Annotated in this window: 22 protein-coding genes and 1 tRNA gene; 13 read left to right on the top strand and 10 right to left on the bottom strand. The window is 50.4% G+C overall.

From position 1 onward, the window contains the following. Positions 1 to 117: 117 nt before the first annotated feature. The 11 genes from NNO03_RS19715 to NNO03_RS19665 all read left to right on the top strand — a co-directional run bounded on the left by NNO03_RS19715 (position 118) and on the right by NNO03_RS19665 (position 11,573). Entirely contained in the window at positions 118 to 582 is a 465-nt protein-coding gene (locus tag NNO03_RS19715; RefSeq protein ID WP_271450303.1) for a hypothetical protein, read from the top strand. Positions 583 to 1,179: 597 nt separating this feature from the next. Beyond that, positions 1,180 to 1,701: a M48 family metallopeptidase gene (locus NNO03_RS19710; protein WP_271450302.1), complete on the top strand. Its 522-nt coding sequence runs from the start codon at positions 1,180 to 1,182 to the stop codon at positions 1,699 to 1,701. Positions 1,702 to 1,909: 208 nt separating this feature from the next. After that, positions 1,910 to 3,562 carry a sensor histidine kinase gene (locus NNO03_RS19705; protein WP_271450304.1) on the top strand — a complete coding sequence of 551 codons (1,653 nt, stop codon included), beginning with the start codon at positions 1,910 to 1,912 and terminating at the stop codon, positions 3,560 to 3,562. Next, positions 3,555 to 4,253 (top strand): response regulator, encoded by a 699-nt coding sequence (locus NNO03_RS19700; RefSeq protein ID WP_271441880.1) that lies wholly within the window; start codon positions 3,555 to 3,557, stop codon positions 4,251 to 4,253. The genes NNO03_RS19705 and NNO03_RS19700 overlap by 8 nt, the downstream gene beginning before the upstream one ends. Before the next feature lie 220 nt (positions 4,254 to 4,473). Further along, complete coding sequence (locus NNO03_RS19695; protein ID WP_271441881.1) at positions 4,474 to 5,562, top strand: ABC transporter substrate-binding protein; 1,089 nt, start codon at positions 4,474 to 4,476, stop codon at positions 5,560 to 5,562. A gap of 76 nt (positions 5,563 to 5,638) precedes the next feature. Continuing rightward, positions 5,639 to 7,408: an iron ABC transporter permease gene (locus NNO03_RS19690; RefSeq protein WP_005133551.1), complete on the top strand. Its 1,770-nt coding sequence runs from the start codon at positions 5,639 to 5,641 to the stop codon at positions 7,406 to 7,408. Further along, positions 7,401 to 8,471 carry an ABC transporter ATP-binding protein gene (locus tag NNO03_RS19685; protein WP_271441882.1) on the top strand — a complete coding sequence of 357 codons (1,071 nt, stop codon included), beginning with the start codon at positions 7,401 to 7,403 and terminating at the stop codon, positions 8,469 to 8,471. Before NNO03_RS19690 ends, NNO03_RS19685 begins: the two co-directional genes overlap by 8 nt. A 719-nt stretch (positions 8,472 to 9,190) precedes the next feature. Beyond that, positions 9,191 to 10,345 (top strand): HNH endonuclease, encoded by a 1,155-nt coding sequence (locus NNO03_RS19680; RefSeq protein WP_271450301.1) that lies wholly within the window; start codon positions 9,191 to 9,193, stop codon positions 10,343 to 10,345. Positions 10,346 to 10,437: 92 nt separating this feature from the next. Next, the gene (locus tag NNO03_RS19675; RefSeq protein WP_271450300.1) at positions 10,438 to 10,809 is read left to right on the top strand and encodes an HNH endonuclease; all 372 of its coding nucleotides are present in this window, start codon (positions 10,438 to 10,440) and stop codon (positions 10,807 to 10,809) included. A 1-nt stretch (position 10,810) separates the two neighbouring features. After that, positions 10,811 to 10,963: a hypothetical protein gene (locus NNO03_RS19670; protein WP_271450299.1), complete on the top strand. Its 153-nt coding sequence runs from the start codon at positions 10,811 to 10,813 to the stop codon at positions 10,961 to 10,963. Between the two features lie 94 nt (positions 10,964 to 11,057). Beyond that, positions 11,058 to 11,573 (top strand): phage polarity suppression protein, encoded by a 516-nt coding sequence (locus tag NNO03_RS19665; RefSeq protein ID WP_271450298.1) that lies wholly within the window; start codon positions 11,058 to 11,060, stop codon positions 11,571 to 11,573. Positions 11,574 to 11,780: 207 nt separating this feature from the next. On the opposite strand, the gene NNO03_RS19660 is transcribed toward NNO03_RS19665, so the two are convergent. The 6 genes from NNO03_RS19660 to proB form a co-directional block, all read right to left on the bottom strand. Beyond that, the gene (locus tag NNO03_RS19660; protein ID WP_271450297.1) at positions 11,781 to 12,434 is read right to left on the bottom strand and encodes an HNH endonuclease; all 654 of its coding nucleotides are present in this window, start codon (positions 12,432 to 12,434) and stop codon (positions 11,781 to 11,783) included. After that, positions 12,418 to 13,923 (bottom strand): AAA family ATPase, encoded by a 1,506-nt coding sequence (locus NNO03_RS19655; protein ID WP_271450296.1) that lies wholly within the window; start codon positions 13,921 to 13,923, stop codon positions 12,418 to 12,420. Before NNO03_RS19655 ends, NNO03_RS19660 begins: the two co-directional genes overlap by 17 nt. After that, complete coding sequence (locus tag NNO03_RS19650; protein ID WP_271450295.1) at positions 13,920 to 15,098, bottom strand: tyrosine-type recombinase/integrase; 1,179 nt, start codon at positions 15,096 to 15,098, stop codon at positions 13,920 to 13,922. Before NNO03_RS19650 ends, NNO03_RS19655 begins: the two co-directional genes overlap by 4 nt. A gap of 162 nt (positions 15,099 to 15,260) precedes the next feature. After that, a tRNA-Thr gene (locus NNO03_RS19645) sits at positions 15,261 to 15,336 on the bottom strand. Between the two features lie 114 nt (positions 15,337 to 15,450). Beyond that, positions 15,451 to 16,704, bottom strand: coding sequence for a glutamate-5-semialdehyde dehydrogenase (gene proA / locus NNO03_RS19640; RefSeq protein WP_271450294.1), 1,254 nt, complete (start codon positions 16,702 to 16,704; stop codon positions 15,451 to 15,453). Positions 16,705 to 16,715: 11 nt separating this feature from the next. Further along, positions 16,716 to 17,819 carry a glutamate 5-kinase gene (gene proB / locus NNO03_RS19635; RefSeq protein WP_271450293.1) on the bottom strand — a complete coding sequence of 368 codons (1,104 nt, stop codon included), beginning with the start codon at positions 17,817 to 17,819 and terminating at the stop codon, positions 16,716 to 16,718. A 289-nt stretch (positions 17,820 to 18,108) separates the two neighbouring features. On the opposite strand from proB, the gene phoE reads away from it, so the two are divergent. Continuing rightward, positions 18,109 to 19,164 carry a phosphoporin PhoE gene (gene phoE / locus NNO03_RS19630; RefSeq protein ID WP_137384434.1) on the top strand — a complete coding sequence of 352 codons (1,056 nt, stop codon included), beginning with the start codon at positions 18,109 to 18,111 and terminating at the stop codon, positions 19,162 to 19,164. A gap of 187 nt (positions 19,165 to 19,351) precedes the next feature. On the opposite strand, the gene crl is transcribed toward phoE, so the two are convergent. From crl to gpt, 3 genes are all read right to left on the bottom strand, one after another. Next, positions 19,352 to 19,753, bottom strand: coding sequence for a sigma factor-binding protein Crl (gene crl / locus NNO03_RS19625; protein ID WP_005133595.1), 402 nt, complete (start codon positions 19,751 to 19,753; stop codon positions 19,352 to 19,354). A gap of 57 nt (positions 19,754 to 19,810) precedes the next feature. After that, entirely contained in the window at positions 19,811 to 21,055 is a 1,245-nt protein-coding gene (frsA, locus tag NNO03_RS19620) for an esterase FrsA (RefSeq protein ID WP_271442038.1), read from the bottom strand. A gap of 98 nt (positions 21,056 to 21,153) precedes the next feature. Then, positions 21,154 to 21,612: a xanthine phosphoribosyltransferase gene (gpt, locus tag NNO03_RS19615; RefSeq protein WP_048212530.1), complete on the bottom strand. Its 459-nt coding sequence runs from the start codon at positions 21,610 to 21,612 to the stop codon at positions 21,154 to 21,156. Between the two features lie 261 nt (positions 21,613 to 21,873). Here gpt and pepD point away from each other — a divergent pair, with 261 nt between their 5' ends. Further along, positions 21,874 to 23,331, top strand: coding sequence for a cytosol nonspecific dipeptidase (gene pepD / locus NNO03_RS19610; protein WP_271450292.1), 1,458 nt, complete (start codon positions 21,874 to 21,876; stop codon positions 23,329 to 23,331). Between the two features lie 298 nt (positions 23,332 to 23,629). Here pepD and dinB read toward each other — a convergent pair whose 3' ends face one another. Continuing rightward, positions 23,630 to 24,685, bottom strand: a complete 1,056-nt coding sequence (dinB, locus tag NNO03_RS19605; RefSeq protein ID WP_271442040.1) for a DNA polymerase IV — start codon at positions 24,683 to 24,685, stop codon at positions 23,630 to 23,632. Positions 24,686 to 24,735: the final 50 nt, after the last annotated feature.

Raw genomic sequence — 24,735 nt, 5'->3', positions numbered from 1 at the left:
CATATTAATATTATCTCAACGTAAACCAGGCATCATCGATTTGTTTTAAATTTGTTCTAAGTATTAGAGATGTAGATAATTCTGTAAATTTAACTTTAGACACGGATAACTCGCCACATGAGAAACACATTTTTTGCCTTTACTTTGCTATGCAGTCTGCCTGTTCTCGCATCCGAACCATCCTTAATTGTATGCGAACCGCAAAATACTAACGATCAGTCAGCAACAGGAATCTGGCCAGCCCCTTATTTATCAAAAGATAAACTCTGCCTTGATATTCGTGCTGATTCGGGAGACACATGCGTAAGCAATGGTCAAAGTACGAATTGGTTTACAGAGGCAGTCATTGTAGATATTGATGGGCAGCCTCAAGGACGTGATGATACCTGGTTCAGAGTCGTACACCCGATAATCACCGATAAGACCATCGAATACAAAATCGAAGGGTCACGAGACAATAAAACATGGGGGCTGGTATCCCATGTATCTATCAATCGACTGTCAGGACAAGCTGTTGATTGGTTAATTGGCGAGCATGGCGGTATTTCTTACCAGTGCCATCTGGAAGGGCGTAAAATCTGACCAGGAATGAGGCCAACATACCTGCCCTAATCCCAAAAACAAATAATACACATAAGGTGAATATCATTATGTCGGGAAAAGCAGTTTTCAGTTTTTTCATTTTGATGTTGTTATCCTCTGTTGCGAGTGCCACCACCTACAGAACAGACAGCTTTGGAACGACACGTGATGATCAAGGAAATAGCTGGCGCACGGACAGTTTTGGAACAACGCGTGGCAGCGATGGGAGCGTCTCACGCACTGACTCATTCGGAACAACAAGGGTAACCAGTGCTAACGGAAATACGACCAGTTATCGAACCGATTCATTTGGCACGACCCGCGGTAGCGATGGTTCCGTATCTCGTACAGACAGCTTTGGTACAACCCGAACAACTGACGCTCAAGGAAACACGACAACCTGTCGCACAGACTCATTTGGGACCACGCGCTGCGATTAAATAGGTGCCTCTCTCTTTGCTCATAAAGCGGTGTATTAAAAATAAACGGCAGGTCAATTTATAGGCATCGATAATGAGTAAAGCATGGTCTGCGCGGTTTACAGCATGCAAGAACCTTCACTCATACCGAGAGGACAGGATCATGAAGATGCACGCCATGACGAAAATACTGCCGTTGATTTGCCTGATCTCAGGCGGGCTGCTCTACTCCGCTGCAGCCAGCGCCATGGGAAATGACGATACCACCACACCAACATGCCCGAAGGGTCAGGTTTACGACAACAAAACCCAAAAATGTTTGCCCGAAAAAAGCAGCATGATCGACGATCAGGATAAAACGCAGTATGCGTATCACCTGGCGAAAACCGGCCATTATCAGGATGCCATCAATTTACTCGATACCTTACAGCAGCCCAATACGCGTGAAGCCTGGAACTATCGAGGCTATGCGACGCGCAAGTTAGGGCGTACGGATGAAGGGATAGGTTACTACCAACGATCGATTGCCCTTGATCCGCACTATGCGAAAGTGCGCGAATATCTTGGGGAAGCATGGATGATTAAAGGCCGCCCCGACCTGGCGAAAGCGGAGCTGGCCACCATTAAGACTATCTGCGGCACCCAATGCGAAGAATATCGCGATCTGAAAGCCGCGATCGACGGACACCCAGAGTCATAGACCGGAAGATCCCAAAAAATCACCGTCAACGATGCGCATTTTCAATGGATACAACCGTTGGATCGCATCGTCGACATACCGTTTATTGTCTCAGAAATTCGCGGAGAATGTAGGCAGTTCACAACTCTGTCGTCCCTCGATTACGGTTCGTATTTTCGCATGATAGGCTTTTCAGATGACCCTTTCTGCTCTGGCCGCTGCGGACTACATGAAACTTAGATTGTCCTTTCAGGTAAAGCTGTTCCTCTCACTGGTGGCTTTTTCCTGCCTTCTGCTGGCGCTGCTTGGCGTATTGCTGTTTCACTTTATCGACCGCCAGTTGCACCACGATTTAGGCCAACGTGCGCGGGTACAGGCCAGCGAAATTGCCCTGATTCCCGGTCTGGCAGAAAAAGTTCAGCAGCGGGATATTCCCGGTATCGCACAACTGATTCAGCCGCTGCGCGCCGAAAGCGATGCCAGCTATATTGTGATTGGCGATGCGCATGAACAGCATCTTTACCACTCAGAATCCCCGGAGCGCCTTAACCTGCCGATGATCGGCGGCGACAATGCTGACGTACTGAAGGGCAAAACCATAATCACAGTGCGCAAGGGCGGGATCGGTGTCTCGTTACGCAGTAAGGCACCTATTTTCGATAGCCATCATCAGGTAATCGGCATTGTCTCCGTCGGTTACCTCACCTCCTACATCGCCAATATCAACGCCCGCCTGCTGTGGCGCACCGGAATGTACGGCCTTGCCCTGCTGCTGCTGCTGTTTATTTTTTCCTGGTTACTGACCCGCACGCTGAAAAAGCAGATGTTCGGCCTGGAACCTAAAGATATCGCCCAGTTGGTGCTACAGCAAAAGGCGTTACTGGAGGCCATGTACGAAGGTGTGTTTGCGGTGAATGCCGATAAGCAGCTAATACTCATCAACCGCGCCGCCAGGGAGATGCTCAATATTCGCCAGAGTGAACAAGCGTTGCTCGGCAAACCGCTGGATGAGGTGATTCAGCTGCCACCGTCGTTTTTTGCGCCAGGCAATACCGCTTATGACAGCCGCCATCACGATCATATTACCGTCCTGAATCAACGGGAAACCATCGTCAACCGCGTGGCTATTGAAGTTGAGCCGGGCACCCAAAGCGGTTGGGTATTCAGCTTCCGCGATAAGAACGATATCAATACGCTCAGCAGCCAACTCAGCCAGGTGACCCGCTATGCCGATAACCTGCGTATCATGCGCCACGAGCAGCTCAACTGGACGGCTACGCTCGTCGGCCTGCTGCAGATGCAGCGCTATGACGACGCGCTGCGTTATATCCAGGTACAGTCAGAGGGGGCCCAGCAGGTGCTGGATTTCCTCTCCAGGCAGTTTGTCTCTCCGGCGCTATGCGGCCTGCTGCTGGGGAAATATGTCGGTGCTCGCGAGAAAGGTGTTGAGCTGGTTTTCGACCCTGCCTGCCAGCTCTCGCGCCTGCCGGAAGGGCTGAGCGAAACGGAGCTGATGTCAGTAATAGGTAATCTGGTGGACAATGCTGTCGATGCCACGCTGAAAACGCCAGCACGTACCGCGCCGGTGGAAGTGTATATATCGGATCGCAACTACGAACTGGTGATTGAAGTGGCTGACCGGGGCTGTGGCGTTGATGAAGCCATGAAGCCGCATATTTTTGAGCAAGGCTTCACCAGTAAACCCACTGACAGCAGCGAACTCACCGGTTCAGAACATGGTATTGGCCTGTACCTGGTCGCGGGCTACGTTCGTCGGGCCGGTGGCAGCATCGAAATGAGCGATAACATCCCGCAGGGTACCGTATTTTCGGTTTTCATCCCGTTCCAGATTTCACTTTCGACAGGACCTTCCCATGACTGATATCCGCCCTCTTGAGGTTGTTATTGTTGAAGATGAGCCACATCTGGCACAGTTGCATCGGGAGTTTATTGAGCAAAACTTCCATCTGCGCATCGTGGGGATCGCGGGATCGCTGGAACAGGCCCGCGAGCTGATCCTCCGTCATCGGCCGCGCCTGCTGCTGCTGGACAACTATTTGCCTGACGGTCAGGGCGTTGAGCTTATTGATAGCCCACTGCTCAAACAGTTTGAATGCTCGGTGATATTCATCACCGCCGCCAGCGATATGCAAACCTGCAGTCATGCTATGCGCAGCGGCGCGTTTGACTACCTGCTAAAACCCGTGTTCTCCCACCGTCTGCGGGCCTCGCTGGAGCGCTTTATGTTGCTGGTACACACTCTGCGCCAGGTGAAAGTTGTTGACCAACATGCACTGGATAAACTGTTCAATTTACCCGCGGGTGAGGCATCAACCCAGCCATCAACAAAGGGCATTGAACCGGCAACGCTCGAGCGGGTGAAGCGTATTTTCAGCGAGCATCCTGACACCAGCTGGTCAGTCGAACAGGTAGTAGAAGACGCGGGGATCAGCAAGACCACGGGTCGCCGCTATCTGGAGTATTGCGTGGAAATTGGGTTTGTGGTGATTGAGATTCAGTATGGGAGTATTGGGCATCCGAGGCGGCTGTACCGGAGGGTGGCTCAGGAGTAACAATCACTGTAGGCCGGATAAACGAAGCGCCATCCGGCCTACAACGGCGAGTATTCTATTCTCTCAACCCATCGCCCTCACGGTTTCTATGGTGTTAATTACCGAAACAACGCCAACAATCACATTTCCACCAGCCGGCTCTCTCCCCCCTCTTGTCTCTCCCCTCCCATCCGCTATGTTGACTTTTAGTTCCTCAAATGTAACTAGAAGGTTAATGATAATGGCGAACACATTCCGCATCTCTCTGATCTCTGCTGCTGTTTTCATGTCGTTTTCTGCTCTGTCCGCACTGCCGCAGGGGTATCCGGCTGACTACCAAAAGGTGGTTGATGCCGCCACCAAAGAAGGCAAAGTCGTGGTTTACTCCACAACGGATACCAAAGCGGCTGGGCCGCTGATTCAGGGCTTTGAAGCCACCTATCCGGGCATCAAAGTTGAATATAACGATATGAACAGCACCGAGCTGTATAACCGTTATATCAGCGAACAGGCTGCTGGCGGCGGCAGCGGTGACGTCATCTGGAGCTCCTCCATGGATACCGCGATGAAGCTCGCGACCGACTATGCCATGGAGTATGTTTCAGCAGAGCAGAACCAGCTACCGAAATGGGCTGTTTGGCACAACAAAGCCTACGGCACCACCTACGAGCCGGTGGTGTTTATTTACAACAAGCGCCTCATCCCGGCGAACGAGGTTCCGGATTCTCACACCGCACTGGCCAAGCTGATTGCAGGCCAGGTGGATAAATTCAAAAGCAAAGTCACCACCTACGATATCGAAAAATCCGGGGTTGGCTTCATGCTATCGGTGCTGGATTACAAGGCCGATCCGAACTACTTCAAAACATTGGCCGACGTGGCGAAAGGCGGGTTAGCCGTGCAATCGTCCACCGGTACGATGATGGAGCGGGTTTCATCGGGTGAAAACCTGATTGGTTATAATATCCTCGGCTCTTACGCCGAAGCGCGTGCCAAAAACGATCCGTCACTGGGCATTTCCTATCCGAAGGACTACACCCTGGTGCTGTCACGAGTTTCTTTCATCAGCCAGCAGGCAGAGCATAGCAATGCCGCCAAACTGTGGCTGGACTATGTGCTGTCTGAGAAAGGGCAAAACATCCTCGCCAACCAGGCCGATATTCCGTCTATTCGCAACGATATCGAAGGTAAAAATGACATCGACGGTATGACCAAAATGCTGGGTAGCGCGCTGAAGCCGATCCCAGTTGATGAGTCATTACTTGAATACCTGCAACCGAAAAAACGTCTGGATTACATCAAACAGTGGCGTGAAGCCGCGGCCAAATAAGAGCCAGAACCGGGCGCACGGTTCACTGGTGCGCCTGGTGCTCGTTTCCTGAATACGTGTTACCGGATCTCCGCTTATGAATGCATTACGCAGAAAGTGGCAAAGCTTGCCGCGTGGCATCGTCGTGCTGTTAACCGCGCTGGTTATCTACACGCCGTTGTCGTTCATCGTGATACAAAGCTTTTTGTCCGCGCCGTTCTTCTCGCCGGCAAAGGACTGGAGCCTTGAATCCTTTGGCTTTATTTTTACCGACCCTGACTTCTATAAAGCGCTGAAAAGTGGCTTTATTCTCGCATTCGGGCTGGTCATTATCGCCATTCCTCTGGGCGGTATACTGGCCTTCCTGATGGTACGTACCGACTTACCGGGTAGACGTCTGATTGAGCCGCTGATCCTGGTGCCTATTTTTGTTTCACCGATGGTGCTGGGTTTTGGCTATGTGGTGGCCGCAGGCCCGGTAGGCTTCCTGTCACTGTGGGCACAATCGCTGATTGGCTTCGTGCCGTGGAATATCTACGACATGTCGAGCATCGTGGTCATTGCAGGGCTGACACACGTACCGCACGCTTATCTGTATATCTCGTCAGCGCTGCGCAGCGTGAGCTCAGACGTGGAGGAAGCCGCGCGTATCTCCGGCGCATCCCCGCTGCAGGTCATGACATCAGTCAGCCTGCCGATGGTTCGCCCATCTATTCTGTACGCCGTGGTGTTGCTGTTTTTCCTCGGTCTGGAAGTCTTTGGTCTGATGCTGGTATTGGGCGACCCTGAAGGCAACATGGTGCTGGCGACCTACCTGTATCAGTTGACCAATAAACTGGGTACGCCGTCGTATCACCTGATGGCGGCAGTTGCCGTGGTGCTGATCTGCCTGACCATCCCACTGGTCATGCTACAGCGTCGCCTGATGCGTACTGCTAACCGCTTCGTCACCATGAAGGGTAAAGCCTCACAGGCCCGCGCGTTACCGCTGGGTAAATGGCGCTGGATAGCGGGTGCTGTGGTCGCGTTTTGGCTGACCATCACCATTGGCGTACCGTTAATGGGCGTGGTGCTGCGTGCGTTTATCTCCAACTGGGGGGTGGGTGTGTCGCTGTGGGATGAGCTGTCCCTCAGCACCTTCCGTACCATCTGGGAACAGCCGAACCTGTTGCGGGCCATCGTCAACTCCATGGCGATTGGCGTGATCGGCGGCGCGCTGGCGGTAGGTTGCTATCTGTTTATCGGTATCGCGATGCACCGCAAGCCGGATAACACCACGCGTTTTCTCGACTACAGCGTGCTGGTGCCCCGCGCAGTGCCGGGCCTGCTCGCGGGTCTGGCATTTCTGTGGGTGTTCCTGTTCTTACCAATGTGGCTCGATAACGCGCTGAAATCCGGCTGGTTATCCGGTATGCCGTGGTCGCAGTGGTTGCGAGACACTTTGATTGTCTGGCTGCGCTCGCTACGGAGCACCATTTTCAGCGTCTGGCTGGCGTATACGGTGGTGTGGATGGCCTACGGCCTGCGCCTCATCTCCTCAACGTTGCTGCAAGTGGGGCCAGAACTGGAGGAAGCGGCACGCAGCACCGGTGCGACGCGTGGGCAGATTACCCGCCACGTTACCATTCCGCTTTCACGTTATGGGCTGATTGGCTCATGGCTGCTGATGTTCCTGATCTTTGAGCGTGAGTATTCAACGGGCGTCTATCTGCTGTCGCCGGGCACGGAAACCATCGGCTCGATGCTGGTATCTCTGTGGGCGGCAGGTGCTATCGACATCGTCGCCGCACTCTCGTTTATCAATATTCTGTTGGTGGTGGTGGGCCTGGGTATTGCCCTACGTTTTGGAGTGAAATTACATGATTGAATTATCGGTCGAGAACCTGCACTTAACCTACGGTGATAACCCGGTGCTAAAGGGCGTGACCATGGACCTCAAACGGGGCGAAGTGGTTTCGTTACTGGGGCCGTCCGGGAGCGGTAAAACCACCCTCCTGCGCGCCGTGGCTGGGCTGGAAAAACCGACACAAGGGTCAATTACCATCGGCAACAACAAAGTCTACGACGGCACCCCGCGCAGCGAAATCCCAGCCGAGGAGCGTAACCTGGGGCTGGTGTTCCAGTCCTATGCCTTGTGGCCGCATAAAACCGTATTTGAGAATGTGGCCTACCCGCTGAAGTTGCGCAAAGTCTCCACCGCAGAGATCAACCAACGGGTACAGGGGGTGTTGGATCAACTGGGCCTGGGACATCTGGGTAAGCGCCATCCGCATCAACTTTCTGGCGGTCAGCAACAGCGTGTAGCGATTGGCCGGGCGCTGGTTTATAACCCACCCGTGATCCTGCTCGATGAGCCGTTATCCAACCTTGATGCAAAACTGCGGGAAGAAGCGCGCGTATTCCTGCGTGAGTTGATTATTAATCTCGGGTTGTCCGCGCTGATGGTGACGCATGATCAGGGAGAAGCGATGTCGATTTCTGACCGCATTCTGCTACTCAACAACGGCAAAATTGAACAACAGGGTACGCCGCAAGAGATGTATGGTTCCCCAAAAACGCTGTTCACCGCTGAATTTATGGGCAGCAACAACCGTCTGCATGGCAAAGTCACTGAAGTGCGTGACGGCAAAGCACGTATTGAAGGACGTGACTGGGTTCTGTGGGGTCAGGCGGGCGACGGCGTTCAGGTTGGCCATGAGGGCACCGCGGTGATCCGCGTTGAACGTGTGGTGCTGGCCGACGGGCCAGGCGAAAACCAGTTGGCTCTCCCGTTGCTCACCAGCATGTATCTCGGTGACCGCTGGGAGTACCTGTTCCGAACCGTCGCTGATGATTTTGTCATCCGCGCCTACGGCAACGAAGTACGCGATCCGCAGCACTGCCACCTGGCGTTACCTGAAAAACATGTTTGGGTGTTCCCAAAATCCTGATGCCAGAAGGGAGCGGCTGTCGCTGCTCCTTTTTCTGCAGGAAGGATAGCGGTAATACAGAAGATATATTTGCGTACAATGAGATGCTGCTCATCGTGCTGATGACATCAAACGGGCTGGGCCTGGTACAGAAAAGGGTAAAAATCAGTCCGAAGAAATAACAGGAACAAAACAAAAATAGCTAACAACCTGTTTTAAATTACTTTATTTTTGTTTAGTTTTTATAGATGCTCTCAAATGTCCTCCCAGATGTTTTAGCATCACGTCAAAATGGATGAAAATCATACAGACACTTCCATTTTTATAGCCGCTTACACTCGATCAGATCTTACCTCTCCTCTCTGGGAAATCGTTCATTCAGTTCTCTATATAAGCAATAAGCAGAAAAACGCCATTTTTCTTGGAATAACGAGATACTTTCAAAATAAAATAACATTATCAAATGGTTATGCGCTAAATCTTATCCCAAGGTTATCCCAGTTACCCCAAAACAGGGCTGCTTATCCCAACCACAGCTGTCAGCACGCCGGATTGCGGTCATGATTCGTCCAGAACAGGACTTGTCTGGTGCAGGGTTGATACTGATCACCTCAATACCATATCAAAAACTTAAAAATTCATAACCATCGAAGGGCAGGCCTACGTCAAAAAAGGATCAACCGGGTTCAATTAATATTGATTCTGTCTACGGGCAGAGAAAATTATCCAGAGGCAGGGCCATGCTACTTAACGAGTATTTCGAATCCAAACAAATTCATCTCTACATAGATGGCTGGAAGCATAAAAGCTGGAAACCAAATCATCATGCGTGGGGTAATGATACCCATACTGGTTGCTTTAAAATTGAAGCGGAAGGTAAGCGTGGTCGTCAGTTCCGATACCATTTCCGCATAGCTGTCGCGCGTGCTGCCGCTATTTTCAATATGCCTGCGAACGAGATTCGCTACGCCTTCACAAAGGCATTAGAAGATTTTCAGTTTATTGCGATTCGTGGCAATGAAATGAATATCGGCTATCACGCAACTGTATCAAATCAGGATACACCAGACGAAATTCGCGCCGTCCTGAAACAATATAATTTCTATGGTTCGCTGCATGAAGGCCAACAGGAAGGCTCCCTCCAGCCTACCGTCCCGAAAAAAAGCAAAAAGAGCAAACGCCAGGCCCGAAGGGAGCGTCTGAAAGCGTGGAATGAGAAATATGCCGTTTTGCCTGGTGAACGTCCGAAGAGAATTAGTGTTTCTCACTTGTCCAAAACCTCTCTCTCCATGCTTGTGCCGGAAGTCGCTGCAGGTCTGCCAGCAGATATGGTGAAGGATTTCCGCGACTGGTGTAAGAGGCTGAATGAACTGAACGCAGGGAAAACGCTGGATGAAAAAATTGATGGGTTTCTTTCCGACTCATGGGAAGAGTGGACGGCAGAAACACCTGTATCTAATCCACTGCATGATGCGCATTTACTCGAGTTTCGTAAGCGCCGCGCTGCCCGGTTGCGCAAACTACGCGAAGTGGCTCAGCGTGAAGGGCAGGGCCGTTTCCGTATGTCTGTACTGGCGAACTTCGACGGCTGCGCGATCACAGGCATTACCGAAAGTCTGGAGGCGGCGCACATTGTGCCGGACTCCAGTCACGATTATATGCACGCAAGCAACGGGATCGCCCTGGTGAGTTTCCTGCATCGTGCTTTTGACGATCTGTTTTTTTCCATCAATCCGCTGACACTGGTGGTATTTGTGGATACGCCCTTCCGTGGCTGGCTGAATATTCACGGTGTACAGCTGCGCGATGGCAACATATGGAAGCTAGACCGGAGTGCACTGGCACACCACTGGGAACGCTTCAGGAGTGCACGTTACCTAGACGATGCCACCTGAGATCTAAAAAGGAGAAGTAGTAGATATCCTTCAGTTCTCGCAGCTCTACCGGTTCGAGTTGGTGGCCAACATGCTCAAAGGCCAGTGGCCGCATGGCCGAGGTATTCCAGCGAGATCCTCGCGCTCAGGCTGTATTCCGTAAGCTGGTGATGGAGAACTTTGGCGAACGCTGCGCGGTGACGGGCAAGCGCCTGAATGGCGTGCTGGAGGCTGCACATATTGAGGGGGCGGCGGTAGACGGCTGCTATAACGCCAGTAACGGCGTGCTGCTCGCTCCAACGTTCCATAAGCTATATGACCGTCACATGATGGGCATCAACCCTGACACCATGACCGTGCATTTTGCGCCAGGTATCGAATGGGAAGAGTACGAAGGGAAGGCAATCGCGCCGCTGCGCTATCGCTTGGATAAAGATCGCCTGTCAGCTCGCTGGGAGCAATTCAAAGGTAAGAAACAGGACTAGTATGCACAATCTGACTGGCGTTAGCTTCATGCCCTTTGTGGGCGAAAAATACCATAACAGCCGCTATGGTGTGCGCGTGTTGGTGCCTGGAGAGTCACATTACGGCGCTGATGAGGACTGGAGCCCAGACTTTACGCAAAAAGTTGTTGAGTAATGTGCCTATGAGCCGGGCACGCCCTTTTTCAGTAAGCTGACCAACGTTCTGCGCGGCCGAGCTGACTGACCTACAGAAGAATAAATTGGACTGGATGAGCAGCAAGTCAGCACTGGCACGGGCTGAAATGGCGCTGAAAGAACAAGAGCTCAGCAGTACCCGTTGTGAGCCTGACGCTGTACAGGCGCTGCGGGATGATATTGACCTGAAAAAATGGGCGGTAAATCAGTCGGCCGGGCAGTACATCCGGTCACATGAGGCCGTGCAGCGTATCAGTATCCGGCGTCAGCTCCACGCCTTTATGCAGGTAAGCGGCGACGCGCTGACCGCCGCTCTGGCACCGGAATTAATGCATCTCTGCGAACAACCTGACATCGTCAGAGAACGGGCTCTCGACCGGGCGGCCGCCAGTGTTCGCGAAGCGCTGTCCGTTCATGTAACCCGCGGAGGAAATATTGATTACGCAGAGGATGATCGCGACATTCTGACAACCATCGGTTTCCGGCCTGACAGAGCATCGAGAGACGACAACCGGGCAAAATATACGCCTGAACAGAATCAGATTTTCATGCGTCGACAGGCCGCTAAGCCCCGCAAAAAATCCGCATAAAACGCCCCGAAAATACCCGTCTTTTTAATAAAAATAGCCATGCATGCCTACGCTGCATGGCTTTGCATGCAAAAACCTGAATTTTCCACACCCCGCCGCACCAGTACTGGCGCGGCCTGAGCCACTTCATACACCTGCATTAAAAGCGCCCCACGAAGCGGGCAGGCGTGGCGGGGAGAGCATTGCGCGCTAATGTCATTAATGCAATTAATCGCTTTCATCAGCTACTAAAAGCTCTTTTAGAGTTAACGCACTAATTTGGCGCAATAGATATTTCCTTTTATCATGATCTTGTGTTCTTGATAAGAGGTCGGCATATTGCAAAATTAAGTCACTCGCAGCTACAGCAGGATCGTATCCTGCAAATTCATAGAAACGATTCAAACCACACAAAGATATTGTAAACTCTCCCTTTGAACTCTTGGAAAAATAGAACTCACCTGGTTTTACTGCTTCTATATGGTGTTCATAATTATCAAAGTGTGGGTGAACGATAAAATAATCACTGGATGTACTGGGCAGCTTTTTTCTAGCCTTACTTTTTGTAACCTTCCCAGCTCCTTTTCGTTGGTTACAATCAGGACATGAAACACATAAATTCTCAGGCTCAAACATAAACTCATGTACCGCTTCTCTGGAGATAATATGTTCTATATCCCAGGTACGTCCATTACTGCTTTTAAAGACTTGCTTACAATATACACATGTATGACTTTGCTCCTTTATATAATAATCCTTTATTTCCTTCCTAATTAAATCAACATCTTCATCAGCCCAAGAAGCACCACAAAAATTAGGCTGTTCTTTTTTATCAGCAATTTCATCAAGGCTTTTTTTAGAGTATTTAATTGACTTTATCATTTGAAAACATCCCTGCTATTTCAATGGCTAGGTCTATTAGTTGCTTTACACTATCGCCCTGCTCAACCTTATCTCTATTCTTCAAAAGCAAATCAAGATCGTTAGCATGTAGTTCTTTATTATAAGTTCCTTTTGATAATGCTGACAATATATTAACAGCAACTCTTTTTAAATATTCATTCTCAACACCAGGAGCATCAAATAATGTTGCCAATTGAAAATCAGCAGACTTATTAATAATATCGCAAGCGGCAATAACCTCCTCCTGCTCAATCAAAGACACAAAACAATTTTTATTTTTTAATTTAGATACAATCTGAGGTGAGTGCGTGGCAATAATAAAGTGACAACCTTTAATATGCGTAAAAGAATCCATTAACAACTGAATGTAATTCTCTTGCCACTCAGGATGCAAGCTTATTTCAGGTTCATCAATCAATACTAAAGAATTATCCTCAATGCTCGATGCAATCCCAAGTATATTCAATAAAATACATTGCTGCCCTGAACTAGCATCATTAATACTGAAAGGTTCTGTAGGCTCGGACCACCACTGCCAGTCATCTACTTCCCGCTTGATTTTCCTGCTAACTATTATGTCATGAACATTGAACAATCCAATATCTGATAGTATTTTAACTGCCGATATAAACTCTTTTGTTTTTTTACCAAGTCTTAATGATGTGTTATCAACCGTAAACGTGACTATTCGAGAGAAATCATGCTTGACGCAATAATCATTCAGAGCTACAAATGCATCTCTTAACTTTGCATAATTTATGTCATATTTGCTTTGTAAATATGACAAGTCTCTTTGAGAAACACTTGATATATAATTCATGAAATCCCGAATACTCATCGACTCCAAGTTCGTCATGAATTTATTTATTCCATGCTTCATTCTGAAATGAATCTCAAAGCATTCATTCAGCCCTAAAAAGTTTAGTAGTTTTTTTACAGTGAAGCGGTTTTTAGTAAGAAAACCATCATTAACAGAGAAAAAAACTCGTTGCACAAGTGATAATAAAGCTCTGTTCTTTGATTTATCATCAAGCCCATAATATTTATAAAAACTTGCACTAACGTTGTTCTCAGAAAAATACAAACTCTCTTCTGGAAATTTATTAAATGGACTTGTAGAAGCAGAAATTATCTTTTTAGGGCATACTTTATTGACATCCCCACAACCTTCAAGAAATATGCTCCTTCCTTTTACGTTAATGCTGAATTCATCTCCATCTTGAGAACCACTGATTGAAAGATAGTATTCATCTTGTTTATATTGACTTACAGTGCCAATATCTCTTTTCAGGAGTTTATTTTTAACAAAAACAGAGCATAAAACATTATTAATTGCGCTCAATACCCTGCTTTTTCCAGAGCCATTTTTACCTATAAGGATAGTGAACAAATTTTGCTCATTATCAATATATTGATGAAGTAGAATACTTACCCCACCGATACTCACATAATTAATTTTGTAACTCATAAATATCCTTTTGGTAAAATCATATTAGAGTACGACTGCATCATATCTCTTCTTTTATCTAAATATTGCGCATGATTGTACGTACCTCTTATACTATTTTTATCAACATGAGCTAGTTGCATTTCAACCCAAACACTCTCATATCCATTCTCATGTAATATTGTTGACATTGTATGTCTAAATCCATGTCCTGTTACTCTTCCACTGTAGCCAATTCGTTTGATAACTTGATTAATACTCGCTTCACTCATAGGCTTGTTTGGGTCATTCCGTCCAGGAAAAACATAACGATAGTTCTTTGTCATAATTTCAAGTTCTTTGAGTAAATCTAACGCCTGAGTCGACAATGGCACAAGGTGTGCCTTACGCATTTTCATCCTTTCAGCAGGAATTTCCCAAATAGCGTTATCCAGATCAAACTCTGACCATAATGCAGCTCGTAATTCGATGGTTCTGACACCAGTGATCATTAGTAATTTCGTAGCGATTTGGACAAGCCGACTCCCTGTGTAGCTATCTAAAGCACGCAGAAAATCAGGTATCTCATCAGCTTTTAGGAACGGGAAGTGATTTGATTGATGCACTTCGAGAGCACTAGAGAGATCTGCTGCAGGATTAAATTCAGCCCTTCCTGTAGCTATCGCATAACGAAAAACCTCTGAACAACGCTGTCGAACTTTCCGCATTTTCTCTAACGCACCGCGTTTCTCAATTTTACGCAGCACATTAAGCAGTTCTAACGGTTTGATTTCGCCGACAGGTCTTTCCCCTACATAAGGAAAGATGTCGTTCTGAAACGCTTCCATGATGTCTGATGCATAGCCCTCTGACCATTTGGTAGACTTCATCTGATGCCATTCTGTGGCTATCTTTTCAAACGCGCTCTCGGATTCCGTTTGCAAAGCAATCTTTTGCTCTTTTCGAACCTCGCTCGGATTCTTCCCTTCGGCTACCAGTTTTCGTGCATCGTCGCGACGAGAACGCGCATCGGCAAGTGTGATCGTCGGGTACACACCCAGCGAGATCATTTTTGGTTTACCGGCAAAACGATAGCGGAACCGCCAGCTCTTGCTTCCATTAGGTTCTATAAGCAAAGATAGCCCTTGCCCATCTCCAAGTGTATAGGCTTTAGCTTCAGGCTTAGCGCGGCGAATCTGCATATCGTTTAAAGGCATGTGTATAGGAATCCAGACCGAACAGGAACATATACACAATCCTATACACATTCAGTACCGGATTCTACTGGATGGTTACGGACTACTATGGACTTAAAAGAAGAAAAAACGTTATAAATCAGGCGATTTACGGACTAATACGGACGTTTGAGGAAGTTGAGATGGTGCCGATAATAGGAGTCGAACCTACGACCTTCGCATTACGAATGCGCTGCTCTACCAACTGAGCTATATCGGCCCTGATAAGGACATGTCCACGAATGCGAACACGGGGTAGAAGGTTAAAACTAACCGGGCGATGCGTCAATGGCCTTGTGAATCAAACGCCTATTTTTGCATCACCCGGTTTCAATTACGCACGAATCGTGTCGTCACCAAAGCCAATCCACTTGTAAGTGGTCAGTGCTTCCAGCCCCATTGGGCCACGCGCGTGTAATTTTTGCGTGCTCACGGCGACTTCCGCACCGAGCCCAAACTGACCGCCATCGGTAAAACGGGTAGAGGCGTTTACGTACACGGCGGAAGAATCGACTTCATTCACAAAACGGTTGGCATTGCTGAGCGTGCGCGTCAGAATCGCATCAGAGTGCTGGGTGCCGTGTTCGCGAATATGGGCAATGGCGTCATCCAGATCGGCGACAATCTTCACGTTCAGATCCAGCGACAAAAACTCATCGTCATACTGTTCCGCTTTTACCGCCACGACGTTTGCCGGTCCGGCCTGCAACACGGCTAGTGCGGCATCATCTGCATGAAGCGTCACGCCGCTTTCTGCCATTTGCTGGCTTAGTGCAGGCAGGAAGCGCTCAGCGATACTCTGATTCACCAACAGTGTCTCGACAGTGTTACACGTGCTCGGGCGCTGGGTTTTGGCGTTGGCGATAATCTTCAGCGCCGGGGCGATCTCAGCCGTATCATCTACATAGATATGACATACGCCAATACCACCGGTGATAACCGGGATAGTCGACTGTTCACGACACAGCTTGTGCAGCCCTGCGCCACCGCGAGGGATCAGCATATCGATGTACTTATCCATCCGCAGCATTTCAGTGACCAGCGCGCGATCCGGGTTATCAATCGACTGCACCGCAGCGGCCGGTAAACCGCAGGCTTGCAGCGCATGCTGGATCACGGCAACAGTGGCGGCGTTCGTCCGGTACGTCTCTTTTCCACCGCGCAGAATCGCTGCATTGCCCGTTTTCAGGCACAGCGAAGCCACATCAACGGTGACGTTAGGACGCGCTTCATAAATCACGCCAATCACGCCCAGCGGCACGCGACGACGCTCCAGACGCAGGCCGCTATCCAGCAGACCGCCGTCAATCACCTGCCCGACCGGGTCAGCGAGATTACACACCTGACGCACGTCGTCAGCAATCGCTTTCAGGCGTGCCGGGGTCAGTGCGAGGCGATCAAGCATCGCTTCGCTCAGGCCATTTTCACGCGCCTGCTCAACGTCCTGTGCGTTCGCGCTGAGGATGCTTTCCGTTTGCGCTTCCAGCTCATCAGCAATGGTTTCCAGCACGCGGTTTTTTTCGCGGCTGGAGAGTAGCGCCAGCTTATATGACGCAGCTTTGGCAGCAATGCCCATTTGTTCCAGCATATGCCTGTTCCTTAACGGGTAATCATATCGTCGCGATGGACAGCTACCGGGCCATATTCATAGCCAAGAATAGTGTCAATCTGTTGTGAGTGGTGCCCGGCAATACGGCGTAGCGCATCACTATTATAGCGGGTGACGCCGTGGGCAATATCACGCCCTTCAAGGTTGCAGATGCGGATCACTTCACCACGAGAGAAGTCGCCTGTCACGCTTTTAATGCCTTTTGGCAGCAATGAACTGCCGCGCTCCAGAATCGCCGCGGTCGCACCTTCATCGACGGTAATCTCCCCGGCAGGCGGAGCACCGAAAATCCAGCGTTTACGGTTTTCCAACGGAGAAGCCTGCGCATGAAAACGGGTACCGACGGAAACACCTTCCATCACATCACCAATGACGCCCGGCTTGCTGCCTGCGGCGATAATGGTGTCGATACCCGCGCGGCAGGCCACGTCGGCAGCCTGTAATTTAGTCCCCATGCCGCCGGTTCCCAGACCCGAGACGCTATCCCCGGCAACGGCGCGCAGCGCATCATCAATGCCGTGAACGTCTTTGATCAGTTCCGCCTGCGGGTTAGTACGCGGATCGGCGGTGAACAGGCCCTGTTGATCGGTCAACAGCAGCAGCTTATCGGCACCCGCCAGGATCGCCGCCAGCGCCGAAAGGTTGTCGTTATCACCGACTTTAATTTCAGCAGTCGCCACTGCGTCGTTCTCATTGATGACGGGAACGATATTGTTATCCAGCAGCGCGCGTAGCGTATCGCGGGCATTAAGGAAGCGCTCTCTGTCTTCCATATCCGCACGCGTCAGCAGCATCTGGCCGATATGAATACCGTAAATTGAGAACAGCTGTTCCCATAATTGAATCAATCGACTCTGCCCTACCGCCGCCAACAGTTGTTTCGACGCTATCGTCGCCGGGAGTTCAGGGTAACCAAGATGCTCGCGCCCGGCGGCAATCGCGCCCGAGGTAACGATAACAATACGATGCCCTGCGGCATGGAGCTGCGCGCACTGGCGAACCAGTTCGACGATATGGGCGCGGTTCAGGCGGCGCGATCCGCCCGTTAACACACTGGTGCCAAGTTTTACCACCAGCGTCTGGCTGTCACTCATGATTCTCTGCCATTCAAAATTGGGGAAAATGATATCAAACGAACGTTTTAGCAGGACTGGCTCCGGTTGCCAACAGCCAGCGCACAAAGCATGAAATTTTATTGCGCAGGATCAGCAAGCGTAGCGGCAGATTTTGACGCATTTATTACAGACACAAAAAAACATTCTTTTTTAAAAATATTCTTACTTTGTCATAAAACGTTCATTGCCAGACGTTAAAAACCTTCCTGTCTTTTAACGGGGATCACACCCAGTAAATATTAGCGCGTACTTTAAATCAGGAATGAAAATGAAAAAGAGCACTCTGGCATTAGTGGTGATGGGAATTGTTGCATCGGCGTCCGTACAGGCGGCAGAAGTCTATAACAAGAACAGTAATAAACTGGACTTGTATGGCAAAGTCAAAGCGATGCACTACATGACTGATTATGACAGCAAAGATGGCGACCAGAGCTATATCCGCTTAGGTTTTAAAGGCGAAACGCAAATTAACGATCAACTGACCGGTTATGGTCGTTGGGAAGCTGAGTTCGCAGGAAATAAAGCGGAAAACGAAACCAATCAGCAAAAAACACGTCTGGCTTTCGCCGGTGTGAAATTAAAAGATTTTGGTTCGTTTGATTATGGTCGTAACCTGGGTGCGCTGTATGACGTGGAAGCGTGGACGGATATGTTCCCGGAATTCGGCGGTGACTCTTCCGCACAGACCGATAACTTTATGACCAAACGTGCCAGCGGCCTGGCCACTTACCGTAATACCGACTTCTTCGGCGTTGTTGATGGTCTGGATCTTACCCTGCAATATCAGGGCAAAAACCAGGATCGCGATGTGAAAAAACAGAACGGCGACGGCTTTGGTACCTCCGTGACGTATGACTTTGGCGGCAGCGATTTCGCTATCAGTGGTGCATATACCAACTCCGACCGTACCAATCAGCAGAACCTGCAAAACCGGGGTACCGGCGATAAAGCAGAATCCTGGGCAACAGGTTTAAAATATGATGCCAATGATATTTATCTGGCAACGTTCTATTCTGAAACACGCAATATGACACCTATTTCCGGTGGCTTTGCTAACAAAACTCAGAACTTCGAAGTGGTCGCTCAGTACCAGTTTGACTTTGGTCTGCGTCCATCTCTGGGTTATGTGCTGTCAAAAGGCAAAGATATTGAAGGCGTAGGCGATGAAGATCTGGTGAATTATATCGACGTGGGTGCGACCTATTATTTCAACAAAAATATGTCAGCCTTTGTTGATTATAAAATCAACCAACTGGATAGCAATAATAAGCTGGGCATCAACGATGATGATATCGTTGCTGTCGGTATGGTCTACCAGTTCTGATTATACCCGTCATATTTCAAGCTGCATGTGCGTTGGCTTTACTCGGCCTTTGGCCTCGCCCCTTCGGGCCCAGCGCCAGCGCTGTTCAAAACGGCCGGGCCGTTTTGTCCTGCAACTCGAATTAGTTAGGGTATAGCATAAAAAAAACCGGATGGGGTTGCGCCGCCATCCGGTTTTTTTCTGTTCATTATGCCGTTAATTTAACCGGCTCATCCTTAAAGTCGTCAGCAGGCTCCAGCGCCAGATTCAGCGTCGTTAACAACCCACGCAACTTTTCATGAAACTCGCGTAAGGTGTATTCCAGTCGCTCTACCACTTCAGTCTCTTTAATCGGCACAGCTGTCCAGTTGCCGTCTTTATCGAACAAACCAAACTGGTAGCTGTACGTAAAGCGTTTTTCCTGCGCTTCCAGCTCCATCCACCAGCCCCAAAATTCACGTTTCTCTGGCGCCGGTTTCACATTGACGCAAACAGCCAGACAATCGAAAAAGAATCGATTATCTTCGCACTGCCCTTCGCGGATGTATGGGCCAAGCGCGGTGAATTTTTTGATCAATCTGCTTTTCGGGTGTCCACTCGGTAACGTCATTGCGATCTCCTTAGGTGAAGCAACTGTTTTACCAAACCAATAAAATTTAGCAATCTATTAACACAATCTATGATTGATCCACCCGGTAATTTCTTGCAGCGCTTTGTCAAAATTGCGATACACCGGGTTGAACGGAACCTCCAGCAGCTTACCGTCAGAAGATGACGAAGTAATTAAGCGAGACTCCTCTTCCGGACTAAACGGATCGTTTTTCCAGAACCCCGAGAGCATTGGCGTTGGACAGCGACGGCCCAGCAGCCCTTGTACCTTTAATGAATAGCGGTTTAGCTCGACGCGAAGTGCTTCATCGGACGCATCGTGCATCCCCAGACGGCTGGCCAGAACGTCAAGATACATTTCCGGTACTGAAGCCTGACGCTGTGGGTCGCTAAGCAGCGCATGGACCACCGGTCCCAGACAGGCCACAGCTTTCAGGCGCGACGATTCAAGATAGGCCAGGCGTACTGCGACGTTAGCGCCAAAGCGAAAACCGAATGCTGCCACACGGGTATGATCAACCCAGGGAATATTTGGCAGCGCTTTTAATACATGTTGATGCAGCAGGCTGGAATCCTGGGTCAATTTCCATTTTGACGAGAATCCGACCGAAGGCATATCCAGCGTCAGCATGGCAATACCACGCGGAGCGAAATAGCGCTCATACAGGGTGTAGTAGTCGGTTTGCATGGAATCCAGGCCGCCGCACATCAGCACTGTCGGGAACGGGCCGTCGCCTTTTGGCATGTGCAGGAAACCGGTTACCGGCGCACCGCCGGCAACGGCAAATTCCATCTCGCGCAGCGTACCTGGCAGTCGTTGGGCCGCCTCTTCGTAAGCGCGGTTGGCCAGGGCCTGCGCCTGTTCTGCCAGCTCATCACCTTTTAAATGCGGGTATGCAGCAATATTGTACAGCGTGGAGGCATGCAGCCAGTGGCGACCACTCACCTGCGGGTCCTCTTCCATAGACGCTTTCTGCTGCCAGTCCATCGCCTGCTTCGCCCACTCGTAGATCCAGTTTCCACCACGATAGCCAATGACCGTATCGTAGAGCTCTTTATCCGTGCGTTCGGCTTCGCTCATGACGATACGCGCCTGCACCTCAAGGATTTCACGCGGATCGACCCCACGCCAGATCCACATCAGGCGATTCACCATGCGATACCAGTGCGGGATTGTTTTGCCATCCAGAGCGGACTGCACAGACGGTTGCGCGCCGTGGTTAAAACGACGAACCAACGTTGACGTTTCAGGATGTTTGAAGCGGGGTTTAAACAGAACTTCGCTGAGGTTAGCCTGCGACATGATTACGGCCTCCATGAGTACTCACTAAGGCATAGTGTAACCTGACACCGCACAAAAAGAACAACGCCCGGCAGTGCGGGCGTTGAAAACTTTTTAGATTAGCGACCAGAGATCGGCGGAACAAATACCACGCCCATATCCCACGGCTGCTCAATCCAGGTATCCTGCGGGATATCAACCACATAGTCATTCACCAGCGGGCGACCTGCCGGCTTAGCGAAGATCGTGACGAAATGCGCTTTAGGATACATTTCGCGGATAGCAACGGCGGTACCACCGGTGTCTACCAGGTCATCGATCACGATGAAACCTTCACCGTCACCTTCCGCACGCTTCAGCACTTTCAGTTCGCGCTGATTGTCGTGATCGTAGCTGGAGATGCATACGGTATCGACATGACGAATGCCCAATTCACGCGCCAGCAATGCGCCCGGCACCAGACCACCACGGCTAACGGCAATAATGCCTTTCCATTGTTCAGAAGGCATCAGGCGGCTTGCCAGTTTACGTGCATGGACTTGCAACATGTCCCAGGTGACGACGTATTTTTCGCTCATGTGAAGTGTCCCAGCCTGTTTATCTACGGCTAATTAATAAATTGAGGGTGAACCAGGTTGCGCGAGATTATAGAGACCTGACGCACTAAAAACCAGTGTTTCGCGGAATCCGCGCCTCTTTTTGCATGCTTTATACTAGCCGTCAGCGAAGAAAGTGGTATTCTCAATCGCATCGCGCAAGCCTGACTTGTGGTGTTTTTAATTCCGCTAACCCCGTGGCCTGCAAGTCAATTTTGTAGGACATCGCCAAGGAGACTCAACGTGTCTGAACTGTCTCAGTTATCCCCGCAACCGCTGTGGGATATTTTTGCCAAAATCTGTTCTATTCCTCATCCGTCCTACCATGAAGAGCAACTCGCTGAACACATTCTGAGCTGGGCCCAGGAGAAAGGTTTCCACGTCGAGCGCGATCAGGTTGGTAATATCCTGATTCGTAAACCCGCTACCGCAGGAATGGAAAATCGCAAGCCGGTCGTTTTGCAGGCGCACCTGGATATGGTCCCGCAAAAAAATAACGACACCGTGCACGACTTCACCAAAGATCCGATCCAGCCTTATATTGATGGCGAATGGGTAAAAGCCCGTGGTACCACGCTGGGTGCAGATAACGGTATCGGTATGGCGTCTGCGCTGGCGGTACTGGCTGATGACAATGTGGTACACGGTCCGCTGGAAGTGCTGCTGACCATGACCGAAGAAGCGGGCATGGACGGCGCATTTGGTCTGCAGGCGAACTGGCTGCAGGCTGATATCCTGATCAACACCGACTCTGAAGAAGAAGGTGAGATCTACATGGGTTGCGCAGGGGGTATCGACTTCACCTCTAACCTGCCGCTGTCCCGTGAAGCTATTCCTGCTGGCTTCCAGAACTTTAAGCTGACCTTAAAAGGCCTGAAAGGCGGTCACTCCGGTGGCGAAATCCACGTTGGCCTCGGTAATGCCAACAAGCTGCTGGTACGCTTCCTGGCAGGCCACGCCCAGGATCTGGATCTGCGTCTGGTTGACTTCAACGGCGGTACGCTGCGTAACGCTATTCCGCGCGAAGCCTTTGCGACCCTCGCCGTTGCTGCCGATAAAGTTGATGCGTTAAAAGCGTTGGTCAGCACGTATCAGGAGATCCTGAAAAACGAGCTGGAAGCAAAAGAGAAGAATCTGGCGCTGCTGCTGGATGCCGTCAGCAACGACAAAGCCGCACTGACTACCCAGTCTCGCGATAGCTTCATTCGTCTGCTGAACGCGACGCCAAACGGTGTAATCCGCAATTCCGACGTGGCAAAAGGCGTTGTAGAAACCTCGCTGAACGTTGGCGTTGTGACCATGACTGACGATAATGTACAGATTCACTGCCTGGTTCGTTCGCTGATCGACAGCGGTAAAGACTACGTGGTAAGCATGCTGGATTCCCTGGGCAAGCTGGCTGGCGCGAAAACGGAAGCCAAAGGTGCGTATCCTGGCTGGCAGCCGGATGCAAACTCACCGGTTATGCACCTGGTGCGTGAAACCTATCAGCGTCTGTTCAACAAGACGCCGAATATCCAGATTATCCACGCAGGTCTGGAATGCGGTCTGTTCAAGAAACCGTATCCGGATATGGACATGGTTTCCATTGGGCCGACTATCACCGGTCCGCACTCTCCGGATGAGCAGGTTCATATTGAAAGCGTCGGTCATTACTGGACGCTTCTGACCGAGCTGCTGAAGTCTATTCCCGCGAAGTAAGTCTCTGCAATAAATGCCGGATGGCGCTGCGCTTATCCGGCCTACGCGCTGGTTTGTAGGCTGGATAAGGCATTTACGTCGCCATCCGGCCTGCACGCTGATTTGTAGGCCGGATAAGGCATTTACGTCGCCATCCGGCCTGCACGCTGGTTTGTAGGCTGGATAAGGCATTTACGTCGCCATCCGGCCTGCACGCTGGTTTGTAGGCTGGATAAGGCATTTACGTCGCCATCCGGCCTGCTCACTGATTTGTAGGCCGGATAAGGCGTTTACGCCGCCATCCGGCAATACGTTAGCGTCAAATCCCCAACAGTAGCTGTCTTTCCATCTGCGGATCCAGCAGCGTTACGTGTAATCCCACCAGCCTTACCCCGCGCCCTCCCCGACGTTCATTCCAGGTATTGCGCGCCGTCGCGATCAGATCCTCTTTATTTAAGCGCGGCCAGACGTGTTCCTGCGTCGTCTGCTGAAAATCATTAAACTTTAACTTCACCCCCTGACGGGCGATGAAGAGATCAGGTTTAACCTTTGCCAGCCGCCGCTCCAGTTCCGGGTAGAGTCGCTCAATAATCGCCTCACACTCCGACCATTCATGAATATCTTCCGCCAGCGTGCGCTCGACACCGACTGACTTTCGCAGCCTGTCGTTATTCACATCGCGCTCATCAATTCCCTGACTACGTTCCCACAGCACACGACCAAACTTACCAAACCGCTTAAGCAGCAGGGCCAGATCGTATTTTTGAACATCTTCACAGGTCCGCAATCCCATCGATTCCAGTTTCGCGGCAGAGACTTTGCCGACGCCGGGTATTTTCCCCAACGGTAACGTTCTGAGGAATTCGGGAACATCCGCGGGAGTAATCACATATTGCCCGTTGGGTTTATTCAGGTCGGAGGCGATTTTGGCCAGAAATTTAACCGGAGCAACCCCCGCAGAAGCGGTTAGCTGTAGTTCGTTGAAAATCGTCTGACGGATCTCTTGTGCTATCAGCGTAGCCGAGCCGTGGCAGTGCGGACTGTCGGTCACATCAAGATAGGCTTCATCCAGCGAAAGGGGTTCGATGAGCGAAGTGTAGCGAGAGAAGATGGCCTGAATCTGGCGAGAGGCCTCTTTATATGCGTCGTAACGGCCGGGTAATAAGGTGAGATGCGGGCACAGTTTTAGCGCCATACCCGTAGGCATTGCGCTACGCACACCAAACTTTCGTGCCGGGTAATTGGCGGTGCTGATGACTCCCCGGCGTTCGCGACTGCCACCAATAGCAATGGGGATGTCGCACAGGGCCGGGTTATCACGCATTTCCACCGCCGCGAAAAAGCAGTCCATATCGACATGTATGATTTTGCGCATCGCTCGCCTCCCACAATACTGTTTAAGTATACAGTATTTTTTATATTATG

Source organism: Citrobacter sp. Igbk 16 (assembly GCF_028069755.1).
In the GTDB taxonomy this organism is placed as follows: domain Bacteria; phylum Pseudomonadota; class Gammaproteobacteria; order Enterobacterales; family Enterobacteriaceae; genus Citrobacter.
This window is presented reverse-complemented; position numbering and strand designations above follow the sequence as displayed.

What these genes read in the sequence shown, in the direction of transcription:
- gpt (WP_048212530.1), bottom strand. Translation starts at nt 21,612, where the DNA reads ATGAGCGAAAAATACGTCGTCACCTGGGACATGTTGCAAGTCCATGCA.
- phoE (WP_137384434.1), top strand. Translation starts at nt 18,109, where the DNA reads ATGAAAAAGAGCACTCTGGCATTAGTGGTGATGGGAATTGTTGCATCG.
- crl (WP_005133595.1), bottom strand. Translation starts at nt 19,753, where the DNA reads ATGACGTTACCGAGTGGACACCCGAAAAGCAGATTGATCAAAAAATTC.
- NNO03_RS19685 (WP_271441882.1), top strand. Translation starts at nt 7,401, where the DNA reads ATGATTGAATTATCGGTCGAGAACCTGCACTTAACCTACGGTGATAAC.
- NNO03_RS19655 (WP_271450296.1), bottom strand. Translation starts at nt 13,923, where the DNA reads ATGAGTTACAAAATTAATTATGTGAGTATCGGTGGGGTAAGTATTCTA.
- NNO03_RS19695 (WP_271441881.1), top strand. Translation starts at nt 4,474, where the DNA reads ATGGCGAACACATTCCGCATCTCTCTGATCTCTGCTGCTGTTTTCATG.
- NNO03_RS19715 (WP_271450303.1), top strand. Translation starts at nt 118, where the DNA reads ATGAGAAACACATTTTTTGCCTTTACTTTGCTATGCAGTCTGCCTGTT.
- NNO03_RS19710 (WP_271450302.1), top strand. Translation starts at nt 1,180, where the DNA reads ATGACGAAAATACTGCCGTTGATTTGCCTGATCTCAGGCGGGCTGCTC.
- proB (WP_271450293.1), bottom strand. Translation starts at nt 17,819, where the DNA reads ATGAGTGACAGCCAGACGCTGGTGGTAAAACTTGGCACCAGTGTGTTA.
- frsA (WP_271442038.1), bottom strand. Translation starts at nt 21,055, where the DNA reads ATGTCGCAGGCTAACCTCAGCGAAGTTCTGTTTAAACCCCGCTTCAAA.
- NNO03_RS19665 (WP_271450298.1), top strand. Translation starts at nt 11,058, where the DNA reads ATGAGCAGCAAGTCAGCACTGGCACGGGCTGAAATGGCGCTGAAAGAA.
- proA (WP_271450294.1), bottom strand. Translation starts at nt 16,704, where the DNA reads ATGCTGGAACAAATGGGCATTGCTGCCAAAGCTGCGTCATATAAGCTG.
- NNO03_RS19705 (WP_271450304.1), top strand. Translation starts at nt 1,910, where the DNA reads ATGAAACTTAGATTGTCCTTTCAGGTAAAGCTGTTCCTCTCACTGGTG.
- NNO03_RS19650 (WP_271450295.1), bottom strand. Translation starts at nt 15,098, where the DNA reads ATGCCTTTAAACGATATGCAGATTCGCCGCGCTAAGCCTGAAGCTAAA.
- NNO03_RS19690 (WP_005133551.1), top strand. Translation starts at nt 5,639, where the DNA reads ATGAATGCATTACGCAGAAAGTGGCAAAGCTTGCCGCGTGGCATCGTC.
- dinB (WP_271442040.1), bottom strand. Translation starts at nt 24,685, where the DNA reads ATGCGCAAAATCATACATGTCGATATGGACTGCTTTTTCGCGGCGGTG.
- NNO03_RS19680 (WP_271450301.1), top strand. Translation starts at nt 9,191, where the DNA reads ATGCTACTTAACGAGTATTTCGAATCCAAACAAATTCATCTCTACATA.
- NNO03_RS19700 (WP_271441880.1), top strand. Translation starts at nt 3,555, where the DNA reads ATGACTGATATCCGCCCTCTTGAGGTTGTTATTGTTGAAGATGAGCCA.
- NNO03_RS19670 (WP_271450299.1), top strand. Translation starts at nt 10,811, where the DNA reads ATGCACAATCTGACTGGCGTTAGCTTCATGCCCTTTGTGGGCGAAAAA.
- NNO03_RS19675 (WP_271450300.1), top strand. Translation starts at nt 10,438, where the DNA reads ATGGCCGAGGTATTCCAGCGAGATCCTCGCGCTCAGGCTGTATTCCGT.
- NNO03_RS19660 (WP_271450297.1), bottom strand. Translation starts at nt 12,434, where the DNA reads ATGATAAAGTCAATTAAATACTCTAAAAAAAGCCTTGATGAAATTGCT.